24 protein-coding genes and 1 tRNA gene are annotated in these 23757 nt (G+C 40.2%); 10 read left to right on the forward strand and 15 right to left on the reverse strand.

All coding sequences use genetic code 11. The features are described from left to right. Positions 1 to 64 precede the first annotated feature (64 nt). Together flgG and flgF are read right to left on the reverse strand one after the other, a co-directional pair. On the reverse strand, positions 65 to 859 hold the full coding sequence (gene flgG, locus TRESU_RS07185) for a flagellar basal-body rod protein FlgG (RefSeq protein ID WP_013701590.1): 795 nt from the start codon (positions 857 to 859) through the stop codon (positions 65 to 67). A 16-nt stretch (positions 860 to 875) separates the two neighbouring features. Further along, positions 876 to 1676 carry a flagellar basal-body rod protein FlgF gene (gene flgF, locus TRESU_RS07190; protein ID WP_013701591.1) on the reverse strand — a complete coding sequence of 267 codons (801 nt, stop codon included), beginning with the start codon at positions 1674 to 1676 and terminating at the stop codon, positions 876 to 878. 164 nt (positions 1677 to 1840) lie between these two features. Between flgF and TRESU_RS07195 the strand changes: the two genes are divergently transcribed. Together TRESU_RS07195 and TRESU_RS07200 are read left to right on the forward strand one after the other, a co-directional pair. After that, positions 1841 to 3253 (forward strand): putative bifunctional diguanylate cyclase/phosphodiesterase, encoded by a 1413-nt coding sequence (locus TRESU_RS07195; protein WP_013701592.1) that lies wholly within the window; start codon positions 1841 to 1843, stop codon positions 3251 to 3253. Between the two features lie 165 nt (positions 3254 to 3418). Continuing rightward, a complete protein-coding gene (locus tag TRESU_RS07200; protein WP_013701593.1) occupies positions 3419 to 4711 on the forward strand; it encodes a glucose-1-phosphate adenylyltransferase in 1293 nt (430 codons plus the stop codon). Positions 4712 to 4931: 220 nt separating this feature from the next. Here TRESU_RS07200 and rho read toward each other — a convergent pair whose 3' ends face one another. The 13 genes from rho to TRESU_RS07260 all read right to left on the reverse strand — a co-directional run bounded on the left by rho (position 4932) and on the right by TRESU_RS07260 (position 16961). Beyond that, positions 4932 to 6701, reverse strand: a complete 1770-nt coding sequence (rho, locus tag TRESU_RS07205) for a transcription termination factor Rho (RefSeq protein WP_013701594.1) — start codon at positions 6699 to 6701, stop codon at positions 4932 to 4934. Between the two features lie 252 nt (positions 6702 to 6953). After that, entirely contained in the window at positions 6954 to 7370 is a 417-nt protein-coding gene (locus TRESU_RS07210; RefSeq protein WP_013701595.1) for a bactofilin family protein, read from the reverse strand. A gap of 36 nt (positions 7371 to 7406) precedes the next feature. Further along, a complete protein-coding gene (locus tag TRESU_RS07215; RefSeq protein ID WP_013701596.1) occupies positions 7407 to 7733 on the reverse strand; it encodes an HU family DNA-binding protein in 327 nt (108 codons plus the stop codon). A 51-nt stretch (positions 7734 to 7784) separates the two neighbouring features. Continuing rightward, entirely contained in the window at positions 7785 to 8063 is a 279-nt protein-coding gene (gene rpsT, locus TRESU_RS07220) for a 30S ribosomal protein S20 (protein WP_013701597.1), read from the reverse strand. A gap of 51 nt (positions 8064 to 8114) precedes the next feature. Next, positions 8115 to 8288 carry a hypothetical protein gene (locus TRESU_RS14920; protein WP_013701598.1) on the reverse strand — a complete coding sequence of 58 codons (174 nt, stop codon included), beginning with the start codon at positions 8286 to 8288 and terminating at the stop codon, positions 8115 to 8117. Positions 8289 to 8523: 235 nt separating this feature from the next. Next, positions 8524 to 9288: a lysophospholipid acyltransferase family protein gene (locus tag TRESU_RS07225; protein ID WP_013701599.1), complete on the reverse strand. Its 765-nt coding sequence runs from the start codon at positions 9286 to 9288 to the stop codon at positions 8524 to 8526. A 27-nt stretch (positions 9289 to 9315) separates the two neighbouring features. Then, on the reverse strand, positions 9316 to 11328 hold the full coding sequence (locus TRESU_RS07230) for a glycosyl hydrolase 53 family protein (protein WP_013701600.1): 2013 nt from the start codon (positions 11326 to 11328) through the stop codon (positions 9316 to 9318). Positions 11329 to 11483: 155 nt separating this feature from the next. Further along, on the reverse strand, positions 11484 to 13046 hold the full coding sequence (locus TRESU_RS07235; RefSeq protein ID WP_013701601.1) for an SPOR domain-containing protein: 1563 nt from the start codon (positions 13044 to 13046) through the stop codon (positions 11484 to 11486). A 7-nt stretch (positions 13047 to 13053) separates the two neighbouring features. Continuing rightward, positions 13054 to 13557 carry a hypothetical protein gene (locus tag TRESU_RS07240; protein WP_013701602.1) on the reverse strand — a complete coding sequence of 168 codons (504 nt, stop codon included), beginning with the start codon at positions 13555 to 13557 and terminating at the stop codon, positions 13054 to 13056. A gap of 253 nt (positions 13558 to 13810) precedes the next feature. Next, complete coding sequence (locus tag TRESU_RS07245; RefSeq protein ID WP_013701603.1) at positions 13811 to 15139, reverse strand: MATE family efflux transporter; 1329 nt, start codon at positions 15137 to 15139, stop codon at positions 13811 to 13813. Positions 15140 to 15767: 628 nt separating this feature from the next. Beyond that, on the reverse strand, positions 15768 to 15992 hold the full coding sequence (nusG, locus tag TRESU_RS15570; protein ID WP_245535655.1) for a transcription termination/antitermination protein NusG: 225 nt from the start codon (positions 15990 to 15992) through the stop codon (positions 15768 to 15770). Positions 15993 to 16288: 296 nt separating this feature from the next. Beyond that, a complete protein-coding gene (locus TRESU_RS07255; protein ID WP_013701604.1) occupies positions 16289 to 16615 on the reverse strand; it encodes a hypothetical protein in 327 nt (108 codons plus the stop codon). 19 nt (positions 16616 to 16634) lie between these two features. Further along, positions 16635 to 16961: a hypothetical protein gene (locus TRESU_RS07260; RefSeq protein WP_013701605.1), complete on the reverse strand. Its 327-nt coding sequence runs from the start codon at positions 16959 to 16961 to the stop codon at positions 16635 to 16637. Positions 16962 to 17115: 154 nt separating this feature from the next. On the opposite strand from TRESU_RS07260, the gene TRESU_RS07265 reads away from it, so the two are divergent. The 8 genes from TRESU_RS07265 to TRESU_RS07300 all read left to right on the forward strand — a co-directional run bounded on the left by TRESU_RS07265 (position 17116) and on the right by TRESU_RS07300 (position 23737). After that, positions 17116 to 17295: a helix-turn-helix domain-containing protein gene (locus TRESU_RS07265; protein ID WP_041612019.1), complete on the forward strand. Its 180-nt coding sequence runs from the start codon at positions 17116 to 17118 to the stop codon at positions 17293 to 17295. 186 nt (positions 17296 to 17481) lie between these two features. Then, a complete protein-coding gene (locus TRESU_RS07270; protein WP_013701606.1) occupies positions 17482 to 18348 on the forward strand; it encodes an Rpn family recombination-promoting nuclease/putative transposase in 867 nt (288 codons plus the stop codon). Between the two features lie 99 nt (positions 18349 to 18447). Further along, positions 18448 to 18520, forward strand: a tRNA-Met gene (locus tag TRESU_RS07275). Positions 18521 to 18721: 201 nt separating this feature from the next. Further along, the gene (gene argF, locus TRESU_RS07280; protein WP_013701607.1) at positions 18722 to 19672 is read left to right on the forward strand and encodes an ornithine carbamoyltransferase; all 951 of its coding nucleotides are present in this window, start codon (positions 18722 to 18724) and stop codon (positions 19670 to 19672) included. Positions 19673 to 19700: 28 nt separating this feature from the next. Next, positions 19701 to 20144, forward strand: a complete 444-nt coding sequence (locus TRESU_RS07285; protein ID WP_013701608.1) for a hypothetical protein — start codon at positions 19701 to 19703, stop codon at positions 20142 to 20144. Between the two features lie 89 nt (positions 20145 to 20233). Then, positions 20234 to 21217 carry a DHH family phosphoesterase gene (locus TRESU_RS07290; protein WP_013701609.1) on the forward strand — a complete coding sequence of 328 codons (984 nt, stop codon included), beginning with the start codon at positions 20234 to 20236 and terminating at the stop codon, positions 21215 to 21217. 274 nt (positions 21218 to 21491) lie between these two features. Continuing rightward, positions 21492 to 22406 (forward strand): hypothetical protein, encoded by a 915-nt coding sequence (locus TRESU_RS07295; RefSeq protein WP_013701610.1) that lies wholly within the window; start codon positions 21492 to 21494, stop codon positions 22404 to 22406. A gap of 173 nt (positions 22407 to 22579) precedes the next feature. Beyond that, entirely contained in the window at positions 22580 to 23737 is a 1158-nt protein-coding gene (locus TRESU_RS07300; protein WP_245535656.1) for an ISAs1 family transposase, read from the forward strand. Positions 23738 to 23757 lie beyond the last annotated feature (20 nt).

Consider the following 23757-nt stretch of genomic DNA (forward strand, 5'->3'; position numbering starts at 1 on the left):
CGGCTGAGTCAAGATCTTGAGCGTAAGCGTACCTTGGCCAGACGTATTTCTAGCAATTCAATTTTTAGCGTTTAAGTCCGGCGGCAGTCTGAAGCATATTGTCGCTAGTCTGAATTGCCTTTGAGTTGAACTCATAAGCACGCTGCGCAACAATCATCTGAACCATTTCATTTACAACAGAAACATTGCTCATTTCAAGAAACTTATGCTTTGTAATTCCCATTCCGTCAATTCCAGGACGTCCAGCAATTGGCTCTCCAGAAGCGTTTGTAACTTTGTAAAGATTGTCGCCTGTGTTTTCAAGTCCGACTGCATTCGGAAATCTATAAAGCTCAAGCTGGCCGACTTCAACAGGCTCAAGCTCGCCGTTTACTTTTATGTTTACCCTTCCGCCGTCAGAAATAGAAAGTGTTTCAAGCTGAAAGCCTTCCGGCATGATTATTTCTGGCATTACCCGAAGTCCGTTTGCCGTTACAAGCTGTCCGGTCGAATCAACCTTAAATGAGCCGTCTCTTGTGTATGCCCAACTTCCGTCATACTGCTGAACCCTAAAGAATCCGTCGCCAACAACCGCAACATCTGTGTCAACTCCGGTCGCCTGCAAAGAGCCTTGTGTCATAATGCGCTGTGTTGCTCCAACTTTTACACCGCTTCCCATCTGATGTCCAACAGGAGTTACGGTGTCTTCCGTAGCCGGAGTTCCAGCAAGCTTTACATTCTGATAAAGAAGGTCTTCAAATTCAGCACGGTGCTGTTTAAAACCGGTTGTATTTACGTTAGAAAGGTTGTTTGAGATAGTGTCTATATTCATCTGCTGACCGTTCATTCCTGTAGCGGCATTCCATAAACTTCTTACCATTTTCTAATTCTCCTTATTAGCGGTTTACAGTAACAACTTTAGACCAAAGCGTGTCCATCATGCTGTCTTCTGTCTGAACTGACTTCTGGTTCGCCTCATAAGCGCGGTTTACTTCTATCATCTGAACCATTTCGTTTACAACATTCACGTTGCTTGCTTCTGTATATCCCTGCAAAAGCCGCGGACGTTCATCTCCTTCCGCAATATACGCATCTCCGGAAATTTCATTTGAATTCCAAAGTGAAGAGCCTTGTTTTTTTAGGAAACGCTCGTTTTCAAAGCGTACAACTTTTATTCTGTCAACAAGTTCGTTGTCTTCATTTGTATAAATCATTCCGTCCTGATTCACAAAAAATTTGTCATTAGGAACATGAATCGCTCCGTTTTCGCCAAGAACGGGATAACCTTCCTTTGTCAAAAGAATTCCTTCTTTTCCAAGGTGAAAATTTCCGTTGCGTGTATAGCGTTCACCTGCCGGAGTCTGGACAGTAAAAAACCCCTCTCCCCCCAAAGCCATGTCTGTTTTAGTATCTGTTGATTTAAAAGAGCCTTGACTAAAATCTGTGTAAAGTTCGTTTGTTTCAACTCCAAGTCCGATTGAGCCGATTATAGAAACCGCATCCGCAGAACCGAACGGTGTTTTATACACGCCGTCTGCCACAGTTCTTCTAAGCAAAAGCTCGCTGAATTCCTTGTTTACAGGAATTTCTTTTTTAAAGCCTGTCGTGTCTACATTTGCAAGATTGTTCGAAATTGTGTCCAGCCTGTTCTGCTGAGCATTCATTCCGCTTGCTCCGATATACCAGCCTCTAATCATAACATAACCTCAATTATTTTATCGGAATCCGAATAAAAAAGTTAAGCTAAATCAGTTTGGAGAAAATACCATGCACGCATTTTAAACAAATTTTTTCTTGTTTTTTGAGGAATTGTAGTTTATACTTTATTCATTCTACTTAAACTTTTTACGAGATTATAAAAATGTACAGTCCACGTTTTGCCGCAATGATTTTAATTTTTTTTGCCACGCTAATTTGCTTCGTAATAGCTCTTCTTCTGCTGATTCTGCATAAAAAAAGCTACATGATTGAACACGACAACATAACAGGGCTTCCTGCATACAGCCACTTTGAATTCGATGCAAAAAAGCTTCTGAAAAACGCGCTTCCAAACGAATACATGATTCTTTCTCTCAATGCAGACAATTTTAGAATCATAAACGACACTTACGGAATTCTCTGCGGAAACGAAATTCTAAAGCTTCTTGGAAAACATTTTGCCTCCCAATGCGGAAAAAACGAATTCGTGTGCCGTTTTTATGCAGACAACTTTGTTTTCCTTATAAAAAACATGGAATTTTTCTGGGACATAGAAGAACGTGTCTACAACATGACAAACGTAGACAATATCGTAAAAAAATATCTTCCTCCAAAATACCAGTTTACATTCAGCGCAAGCATTTACCGCATAGAAAATCCGCTGGACGACATAGAATCCATGATAAGCAAGGCTAATCTGGCTCAAAAACTCTACAAAAATCATTTTGCAACCCATAGAGTAATCGAATATACAAGCGAGCTTAAAGAGTCCTACAGTTGGAACAGAGAAATTACGCTTTCTATGGAGGAAGCCTTTGAAAACAAGGAATTTGAAGTTTTTTACCAGCCAAAGTTCAAGTTTGAGGACGAAACTATAATCGGAGCTGAAGCTCTTATAAGATGGAACAATCCGCGCAAAGGTTTTCTTCCACCTGCAAAATTCATACCGCTTTTTGAAGACAACGGCTTTATAGAAAAAATCGACAAATTTGTGCTTAACAATGTCTGCAATTTTCTTGAAGAATGGAATAAAACCAAGGAAAGCAAAAGCAATCCGCTTACAATTTCCTTCAATCTAAGCCGCTACAATATTTACAACCCGAATTTAATAAGCGACCTGAAGCAAATTTCACGCAGCTACGACATCGGCGACAACAAAATAGAAGTCGAGCTTACAGAAAGAATCATGGTAGACAATCCGAACCGCCTTATAAAAATAATGGACGAAATAAAAAAGGCAGGATTTTCCGTTTCTGTAGATGATTTTGGCGCAGGATATTCTTCACTGAACCTTTTAAAGAATATGCCGGCTGACGTAATAAAGCTGGACAAGGACTTTCTTTCGTCCCAAGAAGAAAACAAAAACCAAAAAGAAAGAATCATAATAACTTCTGTAATTGAAATGGCGAAAAAGCTCAACATAACAACGGTTGCCGAAGGAGTCGAAACAAAAGACCAGTGCGAAATGCTGAAAACAAGCGGCTGCGACATCGCACAAGGATTCTACTACGCCAAGCCAATGCAGGAAAAACTGTTCAAGGAATTCCTCGGAATGAAAGAAAAGCAGTCCGTTTAGATTTTTTTCAGAAAACTGATAAAAAATGATTTTTTTAGAAGTTTCGTATAATAAAATCAAGATATTTTGTTGCAAAATTCAGAAAGTGTTTTATAATATTGAAAGAACATTTCAAAAAATTTGGGCATAAATCTCAAGTTTTACCAAGCGGAGGAATTTAATAATATGGCTTTGAAAAACAAAGAAGAACCAAGAGTTCTTGCAATCATCTTGGGCGGAGGAAAAGGAACAAGGCTCTACCCTCTTACAAAAGAAAGATCCAAACCAGCGGTTCCTTTCGGCGGAAAATATAGAATTGTTGATATTCCTATTTCAAACTGCATCAACTCTGGCTACAAAAAAATCTATCTTTTAACACAGTTCAACTCTGCGTCGCTCCACCTTCACATAAACAATTCCTACAATTTTGACCGCTTTTCAGACGGATTTGTAGAAATTCTTGCGGCGGAACAGACTCTTGAACATTCAGGCTGGTATGAAGGAACAGCAGATGCAGTGCGTAAAAATTTCGGACATTTTAGAGTTCAGCGTCCGACACATTACATAATTCTTTCAGGCGACCAGCTTTACAAGATGAACCTCAAGGATTTTATGAACAAGCATATTGAAAGCGGCGCGGAAATCACAATTGCGGCAAAAGCAGTAAACCGCCGTGATGCTTCTGGATTCGGAATCATGCAGGTTGACGACGCAAACCGCATTACAGCTTTCATGGAAAAACCGGCTGCGGATATGAACATTGACGCATGGAAAATTCCAGAAAAATCAAGAGGAGATCTTCCCGCAAGCCTTGAATATCTTGCTTCTATGGGAATTTACATTTTCAATGCTTCAACAATGGAAGAGCTTTTGAATAATGACAAGACTGACTTTGGAAAAGAAATTATTCCAATGGCAATAAAGTCAAAGCAAGTCAACAGCTACATTTTCAACGACTACTGGGAAGACATCGGAACAATCCGCTCATTCTATGAAGCCACATTGGATCTTACGAATCCTGTTCCAAATTTCAACCTTTACGAAGAAGACAAGCCGATTTACACACAGATGCGCAATCTTCCACCAAGCAAAATCAACAACGCAAACATGACTGCGACACTTGCAAGCGAAGGCTGCGTAATCGAATATTCGCGCCTGCAAAAATCTGTAATAGGAATCCGCTCAATAATCAACGAAGGGTGCGACTTGAACGGCGTTGTAATGATGGGAGCTGACTTCTACGAAAGCGAAGATGACAAGGCTGAAAACAAAAAGAAGAAAATTCCAGATCTTGGAATCGGAAAGAACTGCAAAATAAACAAAGCAATCATTGATAAAAACGCCCACATTGGAAACAACTGCTGCATAAACATCAACGGAAAAACCTATGAAGATGGAGATCACGGTTTGTTCTATAGTTCAGACGGAATCATTGTTATCAGAAAAGGCGCGGTTATTCCAGATGGAACAGTAATTTAAAAAAGAGACTGCTCAATAAGCTAAAACTGTCATTGTCGTACTTGATACTGCGATGTTTCTTAAAGAAACTCGGTTAACAATCTCTAGACACAGATTTCCGGGTCAAGCCCGAAAATGACAGAAAAGACACTTTTAAGACAGCCCAATTTTATATTGCACGGGATTTTATAAAGGAAGTGCCAAACTGCACATAAATATCTTTATAAAACCGTGCTTTTTTTTATTCTTCAGACAAACCGCCAGGATTCATCGATGCAAGGAAAGCTTCGTTGTCCTTTGTCTTTCGCATCTTGTCGCGGATAAGCTCAAGCATATCGGCATCATCCATAGGATTTAGAACCTTGCGAAGAATCCACATACGCTGAAGTTCTGCTTCCGAAAGCAAAAGCTCTTCTTTTCTTGTGCCGGATTTTTTAATATTAATCGCCGGGAACAATCTGCGCTCTGCAAGTTTTCTGTCAAGATCGATTTCGCTGTTGCCAGTTCCCTTGAATTCTTCAAAAATAACCTCATCCATGCGGCTTCCTGTTTCAATAAGAGAAGTTGAAATTATTGTAAGAGAACCTCCCTCTTCCACATTTCTAGCCGCGCCAAAAAATCTCTTTGGTTTATGAAGCGCATTTGAATCAACACCGCCGGAAAGAACTTTTCCAGAAGTCGGAACAGTCTGGTTGTATGCGCGTGCAAGACGAGTTATAGAATCAAGAAAAATAACAACATCGCGCTTATGCTCAACAAGACGCTTTGCCTTTTCCAAAACCATTTCCGCAACCTGAACATGACGAGTCGCCTGCTCATCAAAAGTTGAAGAAATAACTTCCGCATGAATAGAACGCTCCATTTCTGTAACTTCTTCCGGACGTTCGTCAATAAGAAGCACAATCAAATAAACTTCCGGATTATTTACAGTTATGGCATTTGCAATTTTCTGCATCAGTGTTGTTTTTCCGGCCTTTGGAGGAGCAACAATCAAAAGACGCTGGCCTTTTCCAATCGGAACAAAAAGATCAACAATGCGGGTGCTAAGTTCTGTTGAAACTGTTTCAAGACGGAGTTTTTCGTTAGGATAAAGCGGCGTAAGGTTTTCAAAAGGAACACGAGTCTGCGCAACGTAAGGATCCTCAAAATTCACAGTCTCAATGCGCAAAAGTGCAAAGAATTTTTCACCTTCCTTTGGGCTTCTTGTCTGACCGTAAATCGTATCTCCAGTTTTTAAGTTGAACAAGCGGATTTGGCTTGGCGAAATATAAATGTCATCAGGTCCGGGAAGATAAGAGTTCTGCGGACTTCTAAGAAAGCCATAACCGTCAGGAAGAATTTCCAAAGCGCCTGAAGCAAAAATAATTCCGCCGTGTTCCGTATGCGCGCGTAAAATAGAAAAAATCAAATCCTGTTTTTTCATAGGAGCCATTTCATCAGCAGAAATTCCGTACTGAACGCCGAGTTCTCTAAGTTCCGGCATACTTTTTTTTGTAAGGTCATTAATTAAAAGCCGCGGTTTTGACTCATATTCTTCTGGATTTTCAATTTTTTGGGCAGCCTGAACAGCCTCTAGCCTAGCCTGAAGATTTTTTTCATAGTTGGTATTGTTATAACGGTTATTGTTGTAACGGCGGTTTCCATAGCGGTTGTTGCCATTCCATCTTCTATTGTCATAACGTTGGCGGGGCACATAATGCTCTTCATGCGCCGAATCAGAATTTGACTCTGAAGATTCATGGTGGGACTGAGTTTGCGGCTCAGATAAAGATTCAGAAGTCGCAGAATCATTTTCCTGTGGCTCAGAAGAAGATTCCTCAGAATTGTCCGGCACTACACTTTCTTGTTCAGCTGCTTTTTTTACTATCCGCCGCCTTCTTACCTTAGGAGGATTTTTTACCTCGTCTGATTCTGTAGATTCAGGATTTTCATTTCCTTCCAACTGGCTTGCGGCTTCTTCTGTCTGAATTTCCGCTGCTTCATCTGAATTACGGCGTTTTATAATTGCCATAGATTACTCCAAAATAGGCATCCCAAAAGAAATGGCATGTCGTTTTTATATGCAAGAACTGCAATAAGTTTTATGATTTTTAATTTCAAAAAAAGCCAGAATAAAAACTTCCAGCATATTTTATAAAAAACCCAGCACAAGGGCATTTTTTTGATAAATTTTCGGAAAAATAAAAGAACTAAAATTACTAATAAAACAGTTTTATTTTAATCTTACTACTGCATTTTTGTCAATAAAAATTAATTTTTAAAACTACCTAGCTTCATTCGACTGCATAATAAGTGAATTTTTATATTCTTCCGAAGCAACAGAAAAAATATCAGAGGCAGGAATTTCATCAATCATGGAAATTTTACCTTCAAATTCCACACCGTCAGAAATACGAAGCCTTGCCGCCTTTAAATCTCCATGAACCTTGCTTCCATCGCAAAGCTCTATGCGGTCTTTTGCCTCTATATCTCCTGTTATTTTTCCTGAAACAACAATTGAATTTGCGCTCATCTTGTCAACATCGCAAACCGCAGTTTTTTCAATTTCAAGATCGCCAGATGCGTTTATTGTTCCATGAAATTTGCCAGTAATAACAAGATTGTCTGAAAATTCCAGCACACCGTCAAATTCAGTTTCCTGTCCGAATACTGTTAAATTTCCAGCGGAAAATCCTGACATCAGCACACCTCTTGAATCTTAAAAATGGAAAAGAATTTAATTCTGCTCATTGGAAACTTCGCTCACAGGCAAATCCCATAAAGCTTTTTTTAATTCCTGACCAGAACGGAAAGCGACAACATAATGAGGAGCAACAGAAAGCTGCTGTCCTGTTTTTGGATTACGGGCATTTTGCCTTCCTTTGCGAAGCCGCGCCTCAAATGTTCCAAAACCGCGCAATTCAATTGTATTACCATCTTTTAGAACCTCTTTCATCTGATCGAAAAGATTTTCCATGATGGTCTGAACTGCAAGCTTTTCGTATTTTGTATTTTGATAAACAGCTTCCAGCAAATCGTTTTTTGTAACTTTTTTTGAAGACATTCCAATACCACAAACAAAAGGATGCTGTTTTTTAACAACATCCTTCAAAGTTTATTTTGCAGCTGCAAAAGTTACATTGTAAAGAACAGCCATACGGCTCTTTTTGCGTGCGCAAGCATTGAGTTTTATTACACCCTTGCGGTATGCATTATCAAGTTCTGAGTGAAGAACCTTTAGTTTTTCCTGAGCAAGAGGCTGATCCTTTTTAAGGATAGCTTCCATGTATTTCTTCAAGCTTGTATGTACTCTAGACTTAACTGCCTTGTTGCGCATTCTGCGAACTTCGCTCTGTGCGTGTCTTTTTTCTGCAGATGTTTTCTTTACTGACACAGGATACCTCCGAATAAATTCCTATGAAAATACCGTCTACGGCTTTGATTTTTATTTAAAATCTTTAGGTCTGCGCTCAATGCGTTTGCATTTCTGGCATTCCGCAAGATTCTTGAGTTTTCCGTTCTCAAAAAAAGTCTTCATTACAATTTCACCGCCGCAATCTGGGCAAATAAATTTCTGTGTTGCAACAGTTGTACGAGAGTTCTTACTGGCTCCGGCCATCGTCTTCCTCCATAGTAGATTTGCAGCTTTCCATAAAACCGAAAGCTTTTTAAATTTGAAAGAAACAGCGGCGATTCAAAATGGATGAACCTTAGAAACAACCACAGATTTCTTTATATGTTCTAGAAATATACACAATTTAACATTCGTGTGTCAAGAACAGAATAGCAATTCTAAGCAAAATAAAACTACAAATATCCAAATTCTCAGCATAAAATCACTGAAAAACTCAAAATTACACAACAGAAGAAGCAACAGGAAGTTTTCTCCATTCTTCAAGCTGACTCTTTATAAGCTCTCGGGATTCCTCAAGGATTCGCTTTTCCTCTTCCTTTGTTTCAGGGAAAGGATAAACTTTTAGAACTTTTACGCGGTACGAGCCTTTGTGAAGATTCCTAAAAAGAGAATTAAGCCTTGAAATCTGCCAGCCGCCGTCAAGAGCGCAAACTGCAACAGGAAGCTTAGTGCCTTCAACGAGCCGCCTGAATCCAGCCGCATAAAACTGACCTACATTTCCGTCGCGGGTTCTTGTTCCTTCTGGGAAAATTACAGGAATCTGTTTTTTTTGCAAAACACGGGAAGCAAAGCTGTCTATAGAAGACATTGCAACTGAAGGGCTTCCGTGGCGAGGAATCATGCAGTGTCCTTGGGTTTTAAGCATTTTTCCGACCATAGGAACCGAGCCAAGAGTGTCTTTTGCAACAAACCGCGTTTTTTTTCCGCCGAAGTATTTTAGATAAGCAACAATGTCAAAAAGGCTCTGGTGGTTGGAAATCACAACAAACTGTTCTGGAAGCAATTTCAAATTTTCCTTATCACCAAGAAACTGAAATTTTCTATACAATTTTAAAATTGCAAAAACAACTCTTGCACACTGGCAAGTTATGTAATCAGACCAAAAGAGAGCTGTTTTCCTGCTGAAAGGATAAACAAGGCAAAGCATAAACGTAGGAAAAGCAACCTCTCCAAGGCAAAACAAAAGTGTAATAAATCCAAGCATGGTCTGATTATAGCAAGGCTTTTTTTATTATTCAACAAGGAGCAAGTTAACGTCGTCCATTACAAGCCAAGCTCCGTTAGCACCTGACGTAGCGTCAAATTCAGCTTTTATTAGCGCGCTTACAGTTATTGACTCAGTTGAATCGTCAAGTTCAATTACAGGAAGCTCCGCCTTAAAGAATTTTTTCCAAGTATTTGGAATTGTAACATCGCAAGTGAATTCAGTTTTGGTTCCGTCTTTTTTACGGACAACAGCCTTGAAAACTGTTCCGCTAGGATTTTTTATTCCAGTTCCTTCAAAATATGCAAAGCACTTGTATTTTCCGGCTGAGAATTCTTTTACAGTCTGGGAAACCGTGAATTCAAAGTCGTCTTTTTCCCATGCTGTAAAGTAGCATACGCCTTCTTTTGCATTCTGATTGTTCTTGTCAACCTTTGGAGTTCCTTTTCCAAGCGGATTTTCAACAGTCCAGCCAGTAAGATCACCGCTTTCAAAGCTCCCGTTTACAAGGAAATTGCTTGCAGTAACATTTACAGTGCATTCAGCATTTCCGCCTTTTTTAAGCTTACCAGGAATTTTGTATTCACCAAAGTCAGGCTTTCCAGTTACGTTTTTTTTGGCAGCTGCGTCCCATTCAACAGGCTCATCCTTTACAGAGCCGTCATTGTAAACAACTTTTACGGTTTTTGGCAATTCTTCCTGTTTTCCGTAGGCGAATTCAACATGCGGATTTTCTACGCGGATTACATTCAGCTTGCCTTTTGAACCTGTGCGCGCATATTTGAACACATTAATTGAATCAAGGCATTTTCCGTCAAAATCAAAGAAAGCCTGATTATCCCAAGTTCCGCCGTTTCTTGCAGATCGAACTTCCTTGTCGTATTCAGCAGCATAAGAAGAAGCCCAGCCACAGCCGTATTTTTCCCATGCTTTGAAATTTTCTTCAAGAACAGACTGGGCATTCGGAGCTTCAGGCTTATAATGGCGGACAGGAATCCATGCCGGCTCCCAATAGAACACGCCAACGCCTTTTTTTACAGAAGCAACTGCCGCAATTACGTCCCGAACCGCAACAGCCTGACCTTCAACAGAGAACGGATAGTCAAATTCCTGCTCAGAAGACATTCCGGACACAACGTTTCCGAATCCATCGCCATCATCATTTGTAAACGGATATGAAGTTTCCGCGACCATGACTTTTTTATTGTAAATATTTGAAAGTTTTTTCAGAGTGACAGAAAGTTTTCCAGCTTCTCCGTGCCAGAAAGGATAATATGAAGTCGCAAAAATATCGTAGTCAACATTGAATTTTTCAAGCAGCCCCGCCCTTTTTTCCAAATATCCTTCAGAAAGCGGATCTGTGTAATGAACCACAATCTGAATGTTTTTGTCGAAATTTCTTACAGCCTTACAGCCTTCTCCTACCAAGCCCAAAACTTTGTCATCGTACATCTCGCCGCACATTCCATTGTTGATTTCGTTTCCAACCTGAACCATTGTAACTTTTACGCCGGCAGATTTAAGTTTTTCCAAACTTTCAGTTGTATATTTTGACAATGCGGCTTCTTTTTCATCAAATGTCATGTTTTTCCAGGCTTTTGGAACTGACTGTTTGTTCGGATCAGCCCAGAAATCCGAGTAATGGAAATCAATCAAAACACCAAGACCTGCATCAGTGGCTCTTTTTCCGATTTTCACAGCAGTTTCAATATCGTTGTTTCCGCCGCCGTAGCCGTTTCCGTTAGCATCAAAAGGATTATTCCATACACGGATTCTAACGCAATTCGCGCCGCCCATTTTTAGAAGCTCAAGCAAATCAGCCTTTTTTCCGTTCGCATCATAAAAAGCACCTCCGGCATTTTCCACGGAAATCATGGACGAAACATCAACTCCCATAATAAAATCATCAGCAATATTTTCAACAGGAAGAACTGTTATATTTGCCGAACCTGTTTTTTTTGTAGAAATTCCACAGGCCGCAAGCGAAAGAACTGAAGCACAAGCAACTGCCGCTCCAAGGCGTTTTCTAAAAACCTTCATAAAACCTCCAATTTTTTATACAAGTTATCAACACGAGTTGACTTTATTATATATCACCTTTTTTCAGAAAGCAAACATTTTCTTTTATTTAAAACAAAAAAAAAGCGGAAAATCCACAAATGGGACTTCCGCCTTTATTTTACTTGAAAAGCAAATTATCTTTTTCTTACAAATGCGTCCTTGAATCCTGCATTCTTGAACTTTGCAAGAACCGCACCGTATTCGTCCACAGAAAGAGGTCCGACAAGAACACGGTAATTTTTTCCAGCAGGAATGAGCGAAACAGGATATTTTGAATACTTAACAAGAATATTCTCAATATTCTTAATGTTTCCCATTGTTGCAATCTGAATATAGTAGCAGTTGCTTGCAAGGGCGCTTTCAGAAGAAACCACATAATCCTGAATACTTACAGGATATTCAGTCTGCAAAGGTTCTGGCTCACTCTTTTTTTCCTCTGTAACAGATTCAACTGGAACAATTTCAATTGGCTCGTTTTCTATAGAAGCATCTACAGGAGACTCAGGAGATTCCGGCTCGGAAGGAACAAGAACAATCGGAGCATAATCACTGCTTTCGCTTTCTCCGCTAGACTGAGCTTCCGGCTCTGCATTTGGTTCTGCAACAACTTCCTCTGGCTCTGAAACTTCTTCCATCTGATTTTCTTCCGCAGCGGAATCCTCTTCAATCGGAGATGGCTCTTCTACAGTTACAGCTTCCTCTTCGGTTTCATCTTCGGTAGGAGTTTCCGGCTCTTCTTCCTGCGGCTCTTCCACAATAACAAGCTCCGCATTTTCTTCTTCCGGTAAATCTTCCGTTTCTTCTTCGATTGGATCCGGCTCTTCAACTGTTACAGCTTCCACTTCGCTTTCTTCCGCTGGGGACGGCTGTTCAACAGCTTCTTTTGATTCAAGTAATCCGTCTTCTACGCTTTCATAGTCCTCGTAAGGCTCTTCTGGAACTTCGCATTCTTCTGTTGGAGCAGGAGCTTCAACAATTACAGGCTCTGTTTCTTCTTCAACGGAAGGCTCGTCATCAGCAGAAACTTCTTCTTCAACTGGCTCAGCAGAAAGCTTTTCCTCATCTGAAAAATCAGTTTCATCTTCGGAATCGATTTCATCCACCGGAGTTTCAGCCTCATCTTCTACAGCCGCAACCTCCGCATCTTCTTCCTCGGCGTTGTCTTCCGTGTCCGCAATCAAAGGAACTCCGGCAACCGCAACAGGAGCAGCAGGTTCCACGGAAACAGCAGCATTTTCAGCAGGCTGACTAGCGGCTTCTGGCCCGGCTTGAACAGCAGGCTCGGCTGAAACATCTGATACTGGCTCTTCTTTTGCAGCTGGCAAAGTTTTTTCATCAAGAACCGCGTTTCCTGAAACTGTCTCGTCAAAATATCCTGAGCGCGGGGCAAGCTTTACCTTTACGCCTGAGTTCCGCTCTATTCCAAGGCTCTTTGCGGATTCTTCCGAAATGAGAATGGCAATTCCGCCCGAAGCGTCCAAAGTGCCAAGGTTCAAAATCTGCAAAGTGATTCCAGTGTTCGGATTTGTAATTGAAACACTGTCTCCCGGAAGATAACCGGCAGCCTTTCCGAAATATCCGGCCGGAAGCTCATCCTTGCCGGCAACCTCAATAACGCCTTCAACCGACGCGCTTGAGTCGGCAAAAATAAAAACGGAAATCAACAAAAATAAAATTCCAGATAAAAACTTTTTCATACGTCCCCTACCTACGGATGATTTTATATATATCGTCTGCTATTCCAAAAGCAAAATCGGAAAGTCCCTTGCGCTTGTCCTCGAACTGGCTTGAAGCAGGAGGAATTTTTTTTCCGCTGCCAAGAACCGCTCCCGAGCCGACATTCAGAACTTTATATGAAAGGCTTGAAAGATTCGCAAGAAGATCTGCGTCGGGATTTGTTGAATTTGAAGAGCTGAAATCTGCTGTAAGCTCCACAAAATAATCAACGCCGCCTTCCCAAGCCTCCTGTCTGGATTTTTCAAAAAAAGAAGCGTCATTTTCCACACTGTCAGAAGCAATGGCCGGTGAATTTGAAATTATGATTCCCTTTCCAAAGAAAAAGTCGAACAAGCCTTCCTCAATAACGTAGGAAGAGCTTCTAATTTCCGAATCCCCGTGCTGGACAATCTGAAAAGCGACAGAAACTGCATTGGCACAGAAAACCGCGCAGCCCACGATGAACAGCAGAGCCAGCCTCTTGAATCTCATAGGAAAACCTCTTTTTTCTAACTAAAAAGCGCAAACGGCACTCTCAATTATTCATCGGCTTTTTTAGGCCTGAGTTTAGGTATTTTTAAGGCTGAAAAGATTTTGCAGGCAAGAATGAAAGGAAAAACAAAAGATGATTTTATGCAGAAAAAAAGAATTTTATGCAAGAAAATGAATAAAAACTCTGGAATATTTCAATTTCCAGAAAGCAACTGTCATTGCCTGGGGAACATCCGGCAATCTCTTGGAAAAACTAGCTTTCAAGACGCTTTTTGCAGATAAAGTAGGCAGGAATAAGAAAACTGTCTGCAAGAATCCAGGCGGCAGGAGAAGCAAAGCAGGCGGCGGTATAGCCGAACACAGGCACAAAAACAAGCCCGAACACACCACGCCCGACAAGTTCAAAAAGCCCTGCAAAGACCGCAAGCTGGCTGAATCCCATTCCCTGAATCATAAAGCGCACAATATTCACCAGGGCAAGCGGAAAGTAAAACGAGCTGTTAACCACAAGGAATTTGTAGATATTGCCAAGGATTTCCTCATTGCCTGAATCAATGAACAGAAGCCCCAAATTCCGCCCGAAAACAAGCATAATTACAAATGCAAGAAACGCATAGGCAAGCCCAAGGAACGAGCAGCTGAATATACCGGGATTAAGACGAGAAAACTTGTGCGCACCGGTGTTCTGCCCGCCATAAGTCGCCATAGTTGTTCCCATGGCATCGAACGGACAGCAGAAGAACATCGTAATCTTGCTTGCCGCAGCTACAGAAGCAACCGCCACAGAGCCAAGGCTGTTTACGGCAGTCTGAAGAACAACGCTTCCAATCGCGGTAATAGAATACTGCAATCCCATAGGAAGCCCCATGGAAAGCAGAACTTGCACATGATGGCTGTTTATCTTCCAGTCTTCCTTGGAAAGATGAAGAATCGGATAGTTTTTTAGAATATAAAACAGGCAGGCAACACTTGAGACCGCCTGGGAAATAACAGTCGCAAGGGCAGCTCCTTCCACTCCGGAATTCAGCGCGAGGATAAAAAACAAGTCCAGGGCAATATTCAGTACGGAAGAAACAACAAGAAAAATAAGAGGAGTCTTGCTGTCTCCAAGGGAGCGGATTACAGCGGCAAGCAGATTGTAAGCAAGTGAAGCAGGAATTCCGGCAAGAATTATAACAAGATAGCCGTAAGAGCCGTTAAAGATGTCTGATGGGGTTTTCATAAGGACAAGAAGAGGCTTGCAGAAAACAACCGTAACAGTCGTAACAAGAACAGCAATTACAGCGGTCAGCTTAACTCCGCCAGCGATAAACTTGCGCATGGAATCATAGTCCTTTGCCCCGAATTTCTGCGAAACCGGAATAGCAAAGCCGTTGCAGATTCCCATGCAGCCTCCGATAATCAGAAAGCAGACCGCTCCCGTAGAGCCAACCGAAGCCAGCGCGGAAACTCCAAGGAATTTGCCCACAATCACCGTGTCCGCAAGATTGTAGAACTGCTGGAACAAATATCCAAAGAAAACTGGAACCGAAAATCCTAAAATCAGCCGCATAGGGCTTCCTGTTGTCAAATCCTTTGTCATTTGAAATAGATATATGAATTTTCAAAACTTTTGTCAAATGAAAAATGCATCATTCTGTGCAACTTGTTGAGCAAAAAAGCCCCAGGCAGGACAATACCTAGGGCTGAATAAAAAATATTATAAATTATTTATACTGAAAAAAGTAAAAATTAAGACATTTTTAATGAGTTATCAACACAAACACTACTCGCAGCTGAACGTATGCCCCTGCACTTTCTTAACAAACTCGTAGTCGATTGTGCGACGCAAGCCTTCCTAAAGCTCAACAGGAGCAACAAAGCCTGTCTCTGGAACTTTTGACGACTTGAAGTAAGTATTCGTGCAAACAAGTTTGCTTACAGAACTTTTTTACGCGGATTGAGTTGAAAATTTCTACTTCAAAAATTTCAGAAATCCTCTTACAGCATAATGCATAAAATATTCTATAGATTTTCTAAATGGCAATTTTTGTTCTTTTCATAATATATTCCAATGCCACTGCATTGTTTTTAATTTGTTTGCAGAAACTGATTTTTTTTGAATTCTATAAAATGCCTCGTATGTATTTGTATTTATAGCATAACAGCCTTGAACCAAGATCCGCTTCTAAAAAAGGCTGTCTTTAACTATGCAGAACAAGCTTCTGCGTTTATTTTGCAGGCTGCTTCTGAACTTCTTCGTAGCAAAGTCCCACAACACGCACGCCGTTCATAAAATCAATCTGTATATTCAAACGTTTGTTGCGTCGGTTCACGGCTATCACATTTCCGGAAAAATCTTTGAACGGCCCGTCCGTTATAATAACCCTGTCTCCCGCATCAAACTTAACAGGAACAATTCCCACAGTGCTTCCAAACCTCAGTATAGAGCTCACAATCTCCAAGTCGCCCTTTACAAGAGGACTGACAGAACTATTTGAGGGTAAAAAACGTAAAAAATATTTTTCCCCAGAAAGAACATAAAGCTTTGATGCTTCACATTCTTCCGTTTCAAGAAAAACATATCCGGAAAAAAAGCATCAAAATATTCTTTCCCGTTTTTAAGCCTCATCTGCTTGCGCAGAATATGGATAAATCCTTGAAAAGCGCAATTATTTCCATATAACCAGCGGAAGAACGTTTTCCTTGAATTTTTCCTCCAGTCCGGTCTTTACCGATATGCAATAAAGGCTCATGACACAGAAAATTCCTCATAAGCATTCTGTCTTGCAAGTTCACATTCAAATCTTGTGTTTCTGTCTGCCGCAAAAACATCAAACAGCTCCTCTTCTTTTTTTAATGATTTGATAAAAGAAGCCGTGTAAAAGCCACTCCCATCTTCCAAAAGCAAAGGTTTCTTACCAGTCTTGCGTCCACAGAAGAAAGCAGTGCCGTTTGTTTTTTCAAGCACATCTTCACATAAAAATCTGCCGGCCGCAATGTTACGCAAAGCATCATTTTCAACATCTGAATCCTGCACAAAAAATTCTTCCTGCACAGTATCTTTGTAATCCTCCAAAACCAAGCTTCCACAAGAATCAAAAAAAAACTGCCGTATGAAGTGCGTTTTCTTCTATATATTGCAGTTTTATTTCATCCCCGCAAAAGATGAAACCGTTTTCAGTACGGACATCATCTTTGTTTCCGCAGAAATAAAAAACAAGGCTCCTCAGCTTAACGTCTGAAACACGGCGCAAAAGGAATTTCAAGGAATCCAGGTCAACTCCTTCTGGAATAATCATGATTTCCGATTCCGTCCAAGAGCCTCCTTTCAGGCTCAAGAGAAACCTATAGAAATCAGCGAGCGATTTTTGAATGTATCCCGATTTTTCTGAAACTCCAACAATAACGGCACAGCGCGTCAAATTCCACTTCCTTAAAAACAGCCTGTCTAAGCTCTTTCAAAAATTACGCAGACAAAAAGCTTAGCTACTTATATTCGTAGTTAAAAGACATATTACTACGGATTCAAGTAGTAAAATTCCGCTTATAATTGAAAAATGGCATTTTGGGACAATATTGAAAGCGCAAAACACATCCTACCGCTGGATTGCAAAAAAAATGGAAGTTTCAGAGACAACTGTTTCCAGCATGAGAAAAACAGGGACAGAACCAAGAGCATCAGACGTATTTAAAATCGCCTCAGCATTAGGAACGACAGTTGAATACCTGTGCAACGGAGAAAGCGACTATTATTAAAGCCGTTACATAAACCTAAAGAATGCCATAAAAGAAATTCTTGAGAAGTATTGATTTTATTCATCAGCAAGCCTAAAAAGCCCCACAACTCTCTCTTACGATAAAAAACTCTTCAAAACCGTGCATTTTTTGTATTTTTTCGGCAATAAGTATTTATAGAAATTTTCAACGCAAACAGGAAAAAAAATGCAAAGACACGAACTCACGCCAGCTCAAAAATGGGAGCGGCTCACACTCGCCGACAACTTCATCTTCTGCAAAGTCCTTGAGGACAACCCGGAAGTCTGCAAGCATCTCATTGAGATTCTTCTGAACCTCAAAATTGACAGAATCGAAAAGCCAGCCGCGGAAAAATCACTTAAAACAGATTTCATCTCGCACGGAATAAGATTCGATGTATATGTAAAGGACGGAAACGGCCGCTCATTCGACATAGAAATCCAGACAACGCACAGCACCTCTCTTGCAAAACGCGCCCGCTATTACCAAGGACTGATGGATGTTGACAATGTGCAGCATGGAACCGGCTATGATGTGCTTAATGAGAGCTACGTTGTCTTTCTCTGCATGGGAGATGCTTTCGGAAAAGGATTTCCTGTGTACACATTCCGATACCGCGCCGACGAGGACAATGACTTTCTGATGGACGACGGAACAGTAAATGTCTTTTTCAATGCGAAAAAGTATGATACAATGAAGTCCGAGGAGCTGAGAGCATTTTTCAAATATCTCTGTGGAAAAGAGCCTAGCTCCGGTTTCACAGACAGGCTCTCCGCGCTGGTCGAGCGGGTAAAAACAAATGCACAGTGGAGGCACAGGTTTATGACATGGGAACAGGAAATGGCCATTCAGTCCAATGAAAAAGCCAAAGAAATTGCCAAAGAAATTGCTCAAGACATGACGCAAGAAGCTATTGTTAAAAATTCAATTTCAACTGCGAAAAAACTTATAGAAATAAATCTTTCTATCGAAAACATTGTAAAAGCCACGGGACTTTCAACAAAGCAAGTACTAGACCTAAAAAAGGAATCAGAAATATTTCAAAAAGCATAAATAATAAAAAAATTTTACTTAACTTTTTCAAAAATTTGCTAAAATTTAAAAACTTCTATTGACACATTTTTTGCGGTGTGCTATATTCTGTTTATTCGTGGTGGCATAGCCCAGTTGGTAGAGCAATGGACTCATATTCCATGTGTCATAGGTTCGATCCCTATTGCCACTATAGAATTAAGCACTTCAGTTTTCTGAGGTGCTTTTTTTTTATTTATGTTAAATATGTTGCAAAAGGATAGCTTGATTAAACGTATTTCAGTATAAAATAAAAAAATGTATAAATATACACAAAAATTGTACATTTTTGCATAAACAGTTGATTTTATACACAATTAATCTTATAATTGTAATATAAAACGGAGGAAGAAAAATGAAGGCAGAAAAATTCAAAAGCCCTTTCAAGGGAAGAAGCCTTTTAAACTGGATAGACTGGAAACCGGAGGAAATCAGCCAGATTTTGGACTGGGCATTTCAGGTTAAAAAAGAATCACATGCAGGCGAAGTCCACCAGAGATTTTTAGGAAAAACAATCGCGCTCATTTTTGAAAAACGCTCAACACGCACAAGATCTTCTTTTGAAACTTCATTCGGCGAAGAAGGTGGGCATCCTGTCTTTATGTCAACTGACGATATTCAGCTCGGCGGAAAAGAAAGCGTTCAGGACACAGCAAGAGTTCTTGGAAGAATGTTCAGCGCAATAGAATTCCGCGGATTCAAGCAGTCCCATGTTGAAGACCTTGCAAAATATTCAGGAATTCCTGTCATAAATGGACTTACAGACGACTTCCACCCTACGCAGGTTCTTGCGGATATTATGACACTCAAGGAAAATTTCGGGCATTTAAAAGGTCTTTCACTTTGCTTCTGCGGAGACGGAAGAAACAACATGGCACGTTCCCTTATGCTGATTTGTTCTAAGTTCGGAATAAATTTCAGTGTGTTCTCACCGAAAGAACTTTCGCCTGACAACGAAATACTGGAAATCTGCGCGCCGTTCGCAAAGGAATCCGGAGCAACTATAACTGTTTCCGATAAAATTTCAGTTGTCAAAAACGTCGATTGCCTTTATACTGATGTTTGGGTTTCCATGGGTGAAGAATCGCTTAAAGAAGAGCGCGTAAAATTGCTTCAGCCATACCAAGTGAACAAGGCGCTTATGGAAGCAACTGGCAAACCTGAAACTATATTCTTGCACTGTCTTCCTGCTGTAAAAGAACAGGAAGTTACAGAAGAAGTCTTCGAAAGCAGCGCAAGCAAGGTTTGGGATCAGGCAGAAAACAGAAAGCACACCATAAAAGCCATTATGCTCGCGCTTATATAATTATTATAGAACAAATTCGGAGGAATTCATGAAGAAGTTTTTTGCCACGGCAGTTCTTGCTATTGCAATGATTTTGCCAGCAGTTTCACAGGAAAACAACGAGCAGACAAAGCAGCCTGTATGGAATCACGGAGACAATGTATCTACAATTTCTTATCAGAATGTAAGAATCTTCAAAATTTATGACCAGAAAGACGCTTATGTTGTGCTTTACGAAAAACAAGGCATAGACATCGGAACTGCGGTTCTTCCAAAAAAATGGTTCAAAAATGAAGACGGAGCTAGAAAACTCAACTTCAGAACTATGCCAAAAGGACTCTCTCCATACATGACAGTAATAAGCCAGAACGGTGAATTCCTAAAAGTGTGGATTACAGCTCCTACAAACCGTTTCAATTCACTTTGGGCAATTGCTCCTAGCGGAATGCAAATCGATGGAACTGACGCAGACTCGCTTACTCTTGACTACTAGAAAAATTAATAAGTAGCAAAATATTTATTAAGGAGACTTGGTTCTGATATTTTCAGGATCAGGTCTTTTTTAATTTCAGGCAGGAAAATATGATTCTTATTTCAAAAGAACAAATTTCAAAATTCAAAAGTTTTTTAGATTCACATGACAGTTTTATTATTGCAGGGCACAAAGAGCCGGACGGCGACTGCATTTCAAGCTGCATAGGACTTTCATTTATTTTGGATAAAATGAACAAACCTTACATAATGCTTAACGCCGGACCTTTTAAAAGAAACGAAATAAAGAAATTCGCGCCAAAATTCAAGAATGCACTGCCCTTTATGACACAGGACGAAAGAAATTCATGCGGACTTATAATTGCGGACTGCTCGGAACTTTCAAGGCTTGGAGATATTGACGGAGATTTAAAAGGATTCAGCACATTTATAATCGACCACCACAAAACGGCCGATGTAAAAAATTCAGACAATATAATAGATCCAACTGCACCGGCGGCATCCTGCCTTGTCCAGCAGCTTTTTGAATCACTTGTCGGAAAACCTTCAAAAGAACAGGCGGATATTTTTTTCTTTGGAATGGCGACTGACACAGGATTTTTCAAGTATCTTACAGAAGACAGTTCGGAAGTTTTCAAGGGAACGGCAAGGCTTGTGGAATCCGGCGCAAATCCAAGGAAAATTTATCAGGAAATGACAGGCGGAAAGCAGTGGAACACAAGAAAGCTTCTGGGAATTATGCTAGACCACGCGGAACGTCATTTCAACGGAAAACTTGTTGTAACTTTTGAGACAATGGACGACACAAGAAAATTCGGGCAGGACGGACGGGACAGCGATGCTTTTTATATGCTCATGCTTGAAGTTGAAAATGTCGAGGCTGTTTTATTCATTCGGCAAGAAACGGAATTTTCATGCACACTGGGATTCCGCTCAAGAGAAAAATGCGATGTTAGCGCGATCGCTTCTAAATTCGGCGGAGGCGGACATAAAAATGCTGCAGGAGCAAGCACAGAAGGCAAAATTGAAACATTGCTTCCATTAATCCTAAAAGAATTCGCAAAAGTCCTTTAATCAATCTTCCACAAAACTATAAAACGCAAGAAAAAGCTTCCAGAAATGGAGGCTTTTTTGTTATTTTTTTTGCAATATTTTTTTAACAAATAACAGAAAATAACAAAAATCCTGTTATATTTTGAAAAAGCTTACAGCCGCCAGTTATTTTTTCAGCTATAAAATATCAAAAAATCAAAGAAAACACACAATTTCCATGCAATTACACTTGGCATAAGTCTTGCTGTTTTTATTTCACACAATCAACTTTTTTTGACTTTTATCAGGAGAAATTATGAGTGAAAAAACTACGGCGGAAGCAAGAAAAATCTGGAAGGATTTCAGCGAGAAAAAGACAAGTGAAGAGGAGACAAAAAATTTGCTTTTGGAATTCATGTTCAGGCGGAAATTTGAGCTAGGACTTGCAAGCATGGGCGAAGATGATTTTTCGGATTTTCTTGTTTACATGGCGGAACATTTTGTCCACATCTTAAAAAAGTATAATCCTGAAATAAGCGATTTTTCAACTTACATTTACGGAGTTTTGCAGGCATCGGCTTTATGGCGGAAAAAAAAGCAGTTCTTGGTAAACGAAAAAAAATCTTTTTGCGAAACTTTAGTTGTCGAAGAATCTAATTTCGTTCTTGAGAATGAAGAAATTTATTTTGAAAACGAAATGACAACAGAAGAACTTTACAAAGTCGCAAAGAAAAATCTTGAATATTCGGCTTGTTCAAGACATTCTGAAAGAAAAACAAAAATCAGCGAAAGTTTTACAAAAGAACTCTGTCTTGTTCTTGCGCTAAAATCCTGCTACAGCATTACGGATCCGCTTGTTGAAAAAGTTTCCGCAGCAACAGGATGCAACAAGGAAAAACTTAGAAAAATGATTATGAGCGCAAAGGAATCAATTGAAAAAAAAGAAATGCGGTTTCATAATTTATTTAAAAAACGAAATTTCGCATATTTTCATAGAAAGAAATTTTCCATGCAAAAACAAAGGGAAGCGCAAAAAGAATCAGACTGCACTGAATACGAACTGCAAAAATTCAATTCGCATGACAAAAGATGGCGAAAATCGATTGAAGAACTTTCAAGGCAAATTCCTGTTCCCACAAATATAACTGTCGGCAAGCTTCTTTCAATGAGTCCGCGCCACGTTGCATCTCTTGTTTCAAAGGCAAAAGAGATTTTTAGCGGTGACGAATAGAAATGCCATGGCAAGCGCATTATAAATGTATTCAGCATAAAACTGGCTTCCAGGCACGGTTTCCTGGTTCAAAATCTCGCAATAATGCGTTTGCCCTGATAGAAATCCAGGGCAAACGCATGTAAAAATTTTTTGTTTTAAATCTCTAAACTACTATTTAAAAAATGCACAAAATGGTAAAATTCCCCTTGGGTGGAATTATGCTTTTAAGAGAAAGTCTGGAAGAAATAGACGATTTTAGAGTAAAAAGGTGCAGGAAGTTTGAACTGGCTGATATTTTCCTGCTGGTTTTGTTCGGGCTGCTAAGCGGCATCAAGGACATTGAGCACATAGCTGAATGGGCGGAGGAAGCGGAAGAGTCCATCAAGGGGCTGGTGAAGTTTGAGTTCGGTCCGCCAAGTGCCGACACAATTCTCCGGGTTTTCAGAAATGTGAACGCAGATAAAATCGAGAAAGTTTTTATAAAGTGGGCTCATGGAATTTACGAGAAAGTAAAAATTGAACCGGACAGAACAATTGTTGCCATCGACGGAAAGACGATGTGCGGCTCAAACAAGGTCACGGGAGCAAAGGGAATTCACATTGTAAGTGCATGGGCAGATGAACTGTCCCTCATTCTTGGGCAGGTAAAGACAGATGAAAAGTCAAATGAAATCACTGCAATTCCTGAGCTTCTGGAACTGATTGATATAAGGGGAATGATAATCACAATCGATGCAATGGGCTGCCAGAAAAAAATCTGCGAGAAAATTAAGGAAAAAAAAGCAGACTATGTTCTTTCTTTGAAAGGAAATCAAAGCACGACACACGAAGCCGTAAAAGACTTTTTCTCTATGGATGAAAAGGAGCTTGCAAAATACGGAGTTATAAAAAGCGAAAAGGAATGTAATCCTGACCATGGACGAATTGAAAACAGGCAGTATTACCTGTGCACGAACCTGTCGTGGCTGGAGAATAAAGATGAGTGGCCGGGACTTAAGGCTGTTGCCATGGCACGGGAAGAACGGACTGTAAATGGAAAAACTTCCACAGACATCAGGTTTTTTCTAACTTCACTTGATAACATTGAACTTGTGAAAAAATCAATTCGACTACACTGGGGAATTGAAAACCGCCTTCACTGGTGTCTTGATATGACTTTCAATGAGGACTACAAAAGGCACCGAAAGGATCATAGTCCGGAAAACATGACAGTTATGCGCCGGCTTGCATTAAATATCTTACGCCAAGCAGAAAAACCGGAGAATAAAAAACAGGACAGTTTAAGCAAGCGCACGATCTGGTTTCGGGAAAACCGCCAGTTCCGCCAAACGGTTTTAAGGCTCCTTTAAAATTTCACACTTTCTGTAAT

Source organism: Treponema succinifaciens DSM 2489, assembly GCF_000195275.1.
Lineage (GTDB): Bacteria > Spirochaetota > Spirochaetia > Treponematales > Treponemataceae > Treponema_D > Treponema_D succinifaciens.

What these genes read in the sequence shown, in the direction of transcription:
- flgG (WP_013701590.1), bottom strand. Translation starts at nt 859, where the DNA reads ATGGTAAGAAGTTTATGGAATGCCGCTACAGGAATGAACGGTCAGCAG.
- argF (WP_013701607.1), top strand. Translation starts at nt 18,722, where the DNA reads ATGAAGGCAGAAAAATTCAAAAGCCCTTTCAAGGGAAGAAGCCTTTTA.
- TRESU_RS07200 (WP_013701593.1), top strand. Translation starts at nt 3,419, where the DNA reads ATGGCTTTGAAAAACAAAGAAGAACCAAGAGTTCTTGCAATCATCTTG.
- TRESU_RS07225 (WP_013701599.1), bottom strand. Translation starts at nt 9,288, where the DNA reads ATGCTTGGATTTATTACACTTTTGTTTTGCCTTGGAGAGGTTGCTTTT.
- TRESU_RS07210 (WP_013701595.1), bottom strand. Translation starts at nt 7,370, where the DNA reads ATGTCAGGATTTTCCGCTGGAAATTTAACAGTATTCGGACAGGAAACT.
- TRESU_RS07245 (WP_013701603.1), bottom strand. Translation starts at nt 15,139, where the DNA reads ATGACAAAGGATTTGACAACAGGAAGCCCTATGCGGCTGATTTTAGGA.
- TRESU_RS07295 (WP_013701610.1), top strand. Translation starts at nt 21,492, where the DNA reads ATGAGTGAAAAAACTACGGCGGAAGCAAGAAAAATCTGGAAGGATTTC.
- TRESU_RS07230 (WP_013701600.1), bottom strand. Translation starts at nt 11,328, where the DNA reads ATGAAGGTTTTTAGAAAACGCCTTGGAGCGGCAGTTGCTTGTGCTTCA.
- TRESU_RS07195 (WP_013701592.1), top strand. Translation starts at nt 1,841, where the DNA reads ATGTACAGTCCACGTTTTGCCGCAATGATTTTAATTTTTTTTGCCACG.
- TRESU_RS07240 (WP_013701602.1), bottom strand. Translation starts at nt 13,557, where the DNA reads ATGAGATTCAAGAGGCTGGCTCTGCTGTTCATCGTGGGCTGCGCGGTT.
- flgF (WP_013701591.1), bottom strand. Translation starts at nt 1,676, where the DNA reads ATGATTAGAGGCTGGTATATCGGAGCAAGCGGAATGAATGCTCAGCAG.
- TRESU_RS07270 (WP_013701606.1), top strand. Translation starts at nt 17,482, where the DNA reads ATGCAAAGACACGAACTCACGCCAGCTCAAAAATGGGAGCGGCTCACA.
- TRESU_RS07290 (WP_013701609.1), top strand. Translation starts at nt 20,234, where the DNA reads ATGATTCTTATTTCAAAAGAACAAATTTCAAAATTCAAAAGTTTTTTA.
- TRESU_RS07235 (WP_013701601.1), bottom strand. Translation starts at nt 13,046, where the DNA reads ATGAAAAAGTTTTTATCTGGAATTTTATTTTTGTTGATTTCCGTTTTT.
- TRESU_RS07300 (WP_245535656.1), top strand. Translation starts at nt 22,580, where the DNA reads ATGGTAAAATTCCCCTTGGGTGGAATTATGCTTTTAAGAGAAAGTCTG.
- TRESU_RS07285 (WP_013701608.1), top strand. Translation starts at nt 19,701, where the DNA reads ATGAAGAAGTTTTTTGCCACGGCAGTTCTTGCTATTGCAATGATTTTG.
- TRESU_RS07215 (WP_013701596.1), bottom strand. Translation starts at nt 7,733, where the DNA reads ATGTCTTCAAAAAAAGTTACAAAAAACGATTTGCTGGAAGCTGTTTAT.
- rho (WP_013701594.1), bottom strand. Translation starts at nt 6,701, where the DNA reads ATGGCAATTATAAAACGCCGTAATTCAGATGAAGCAGCGGAAATTCAG.
- TRESU_RS14920 (WP_013701598.1), bottom strand. Translation starts at nt 8,288, where the DNA reads ATGGCCGGAGCCAGTAAGAACTCTCGTACAACTGTTGCAACACAGAAA.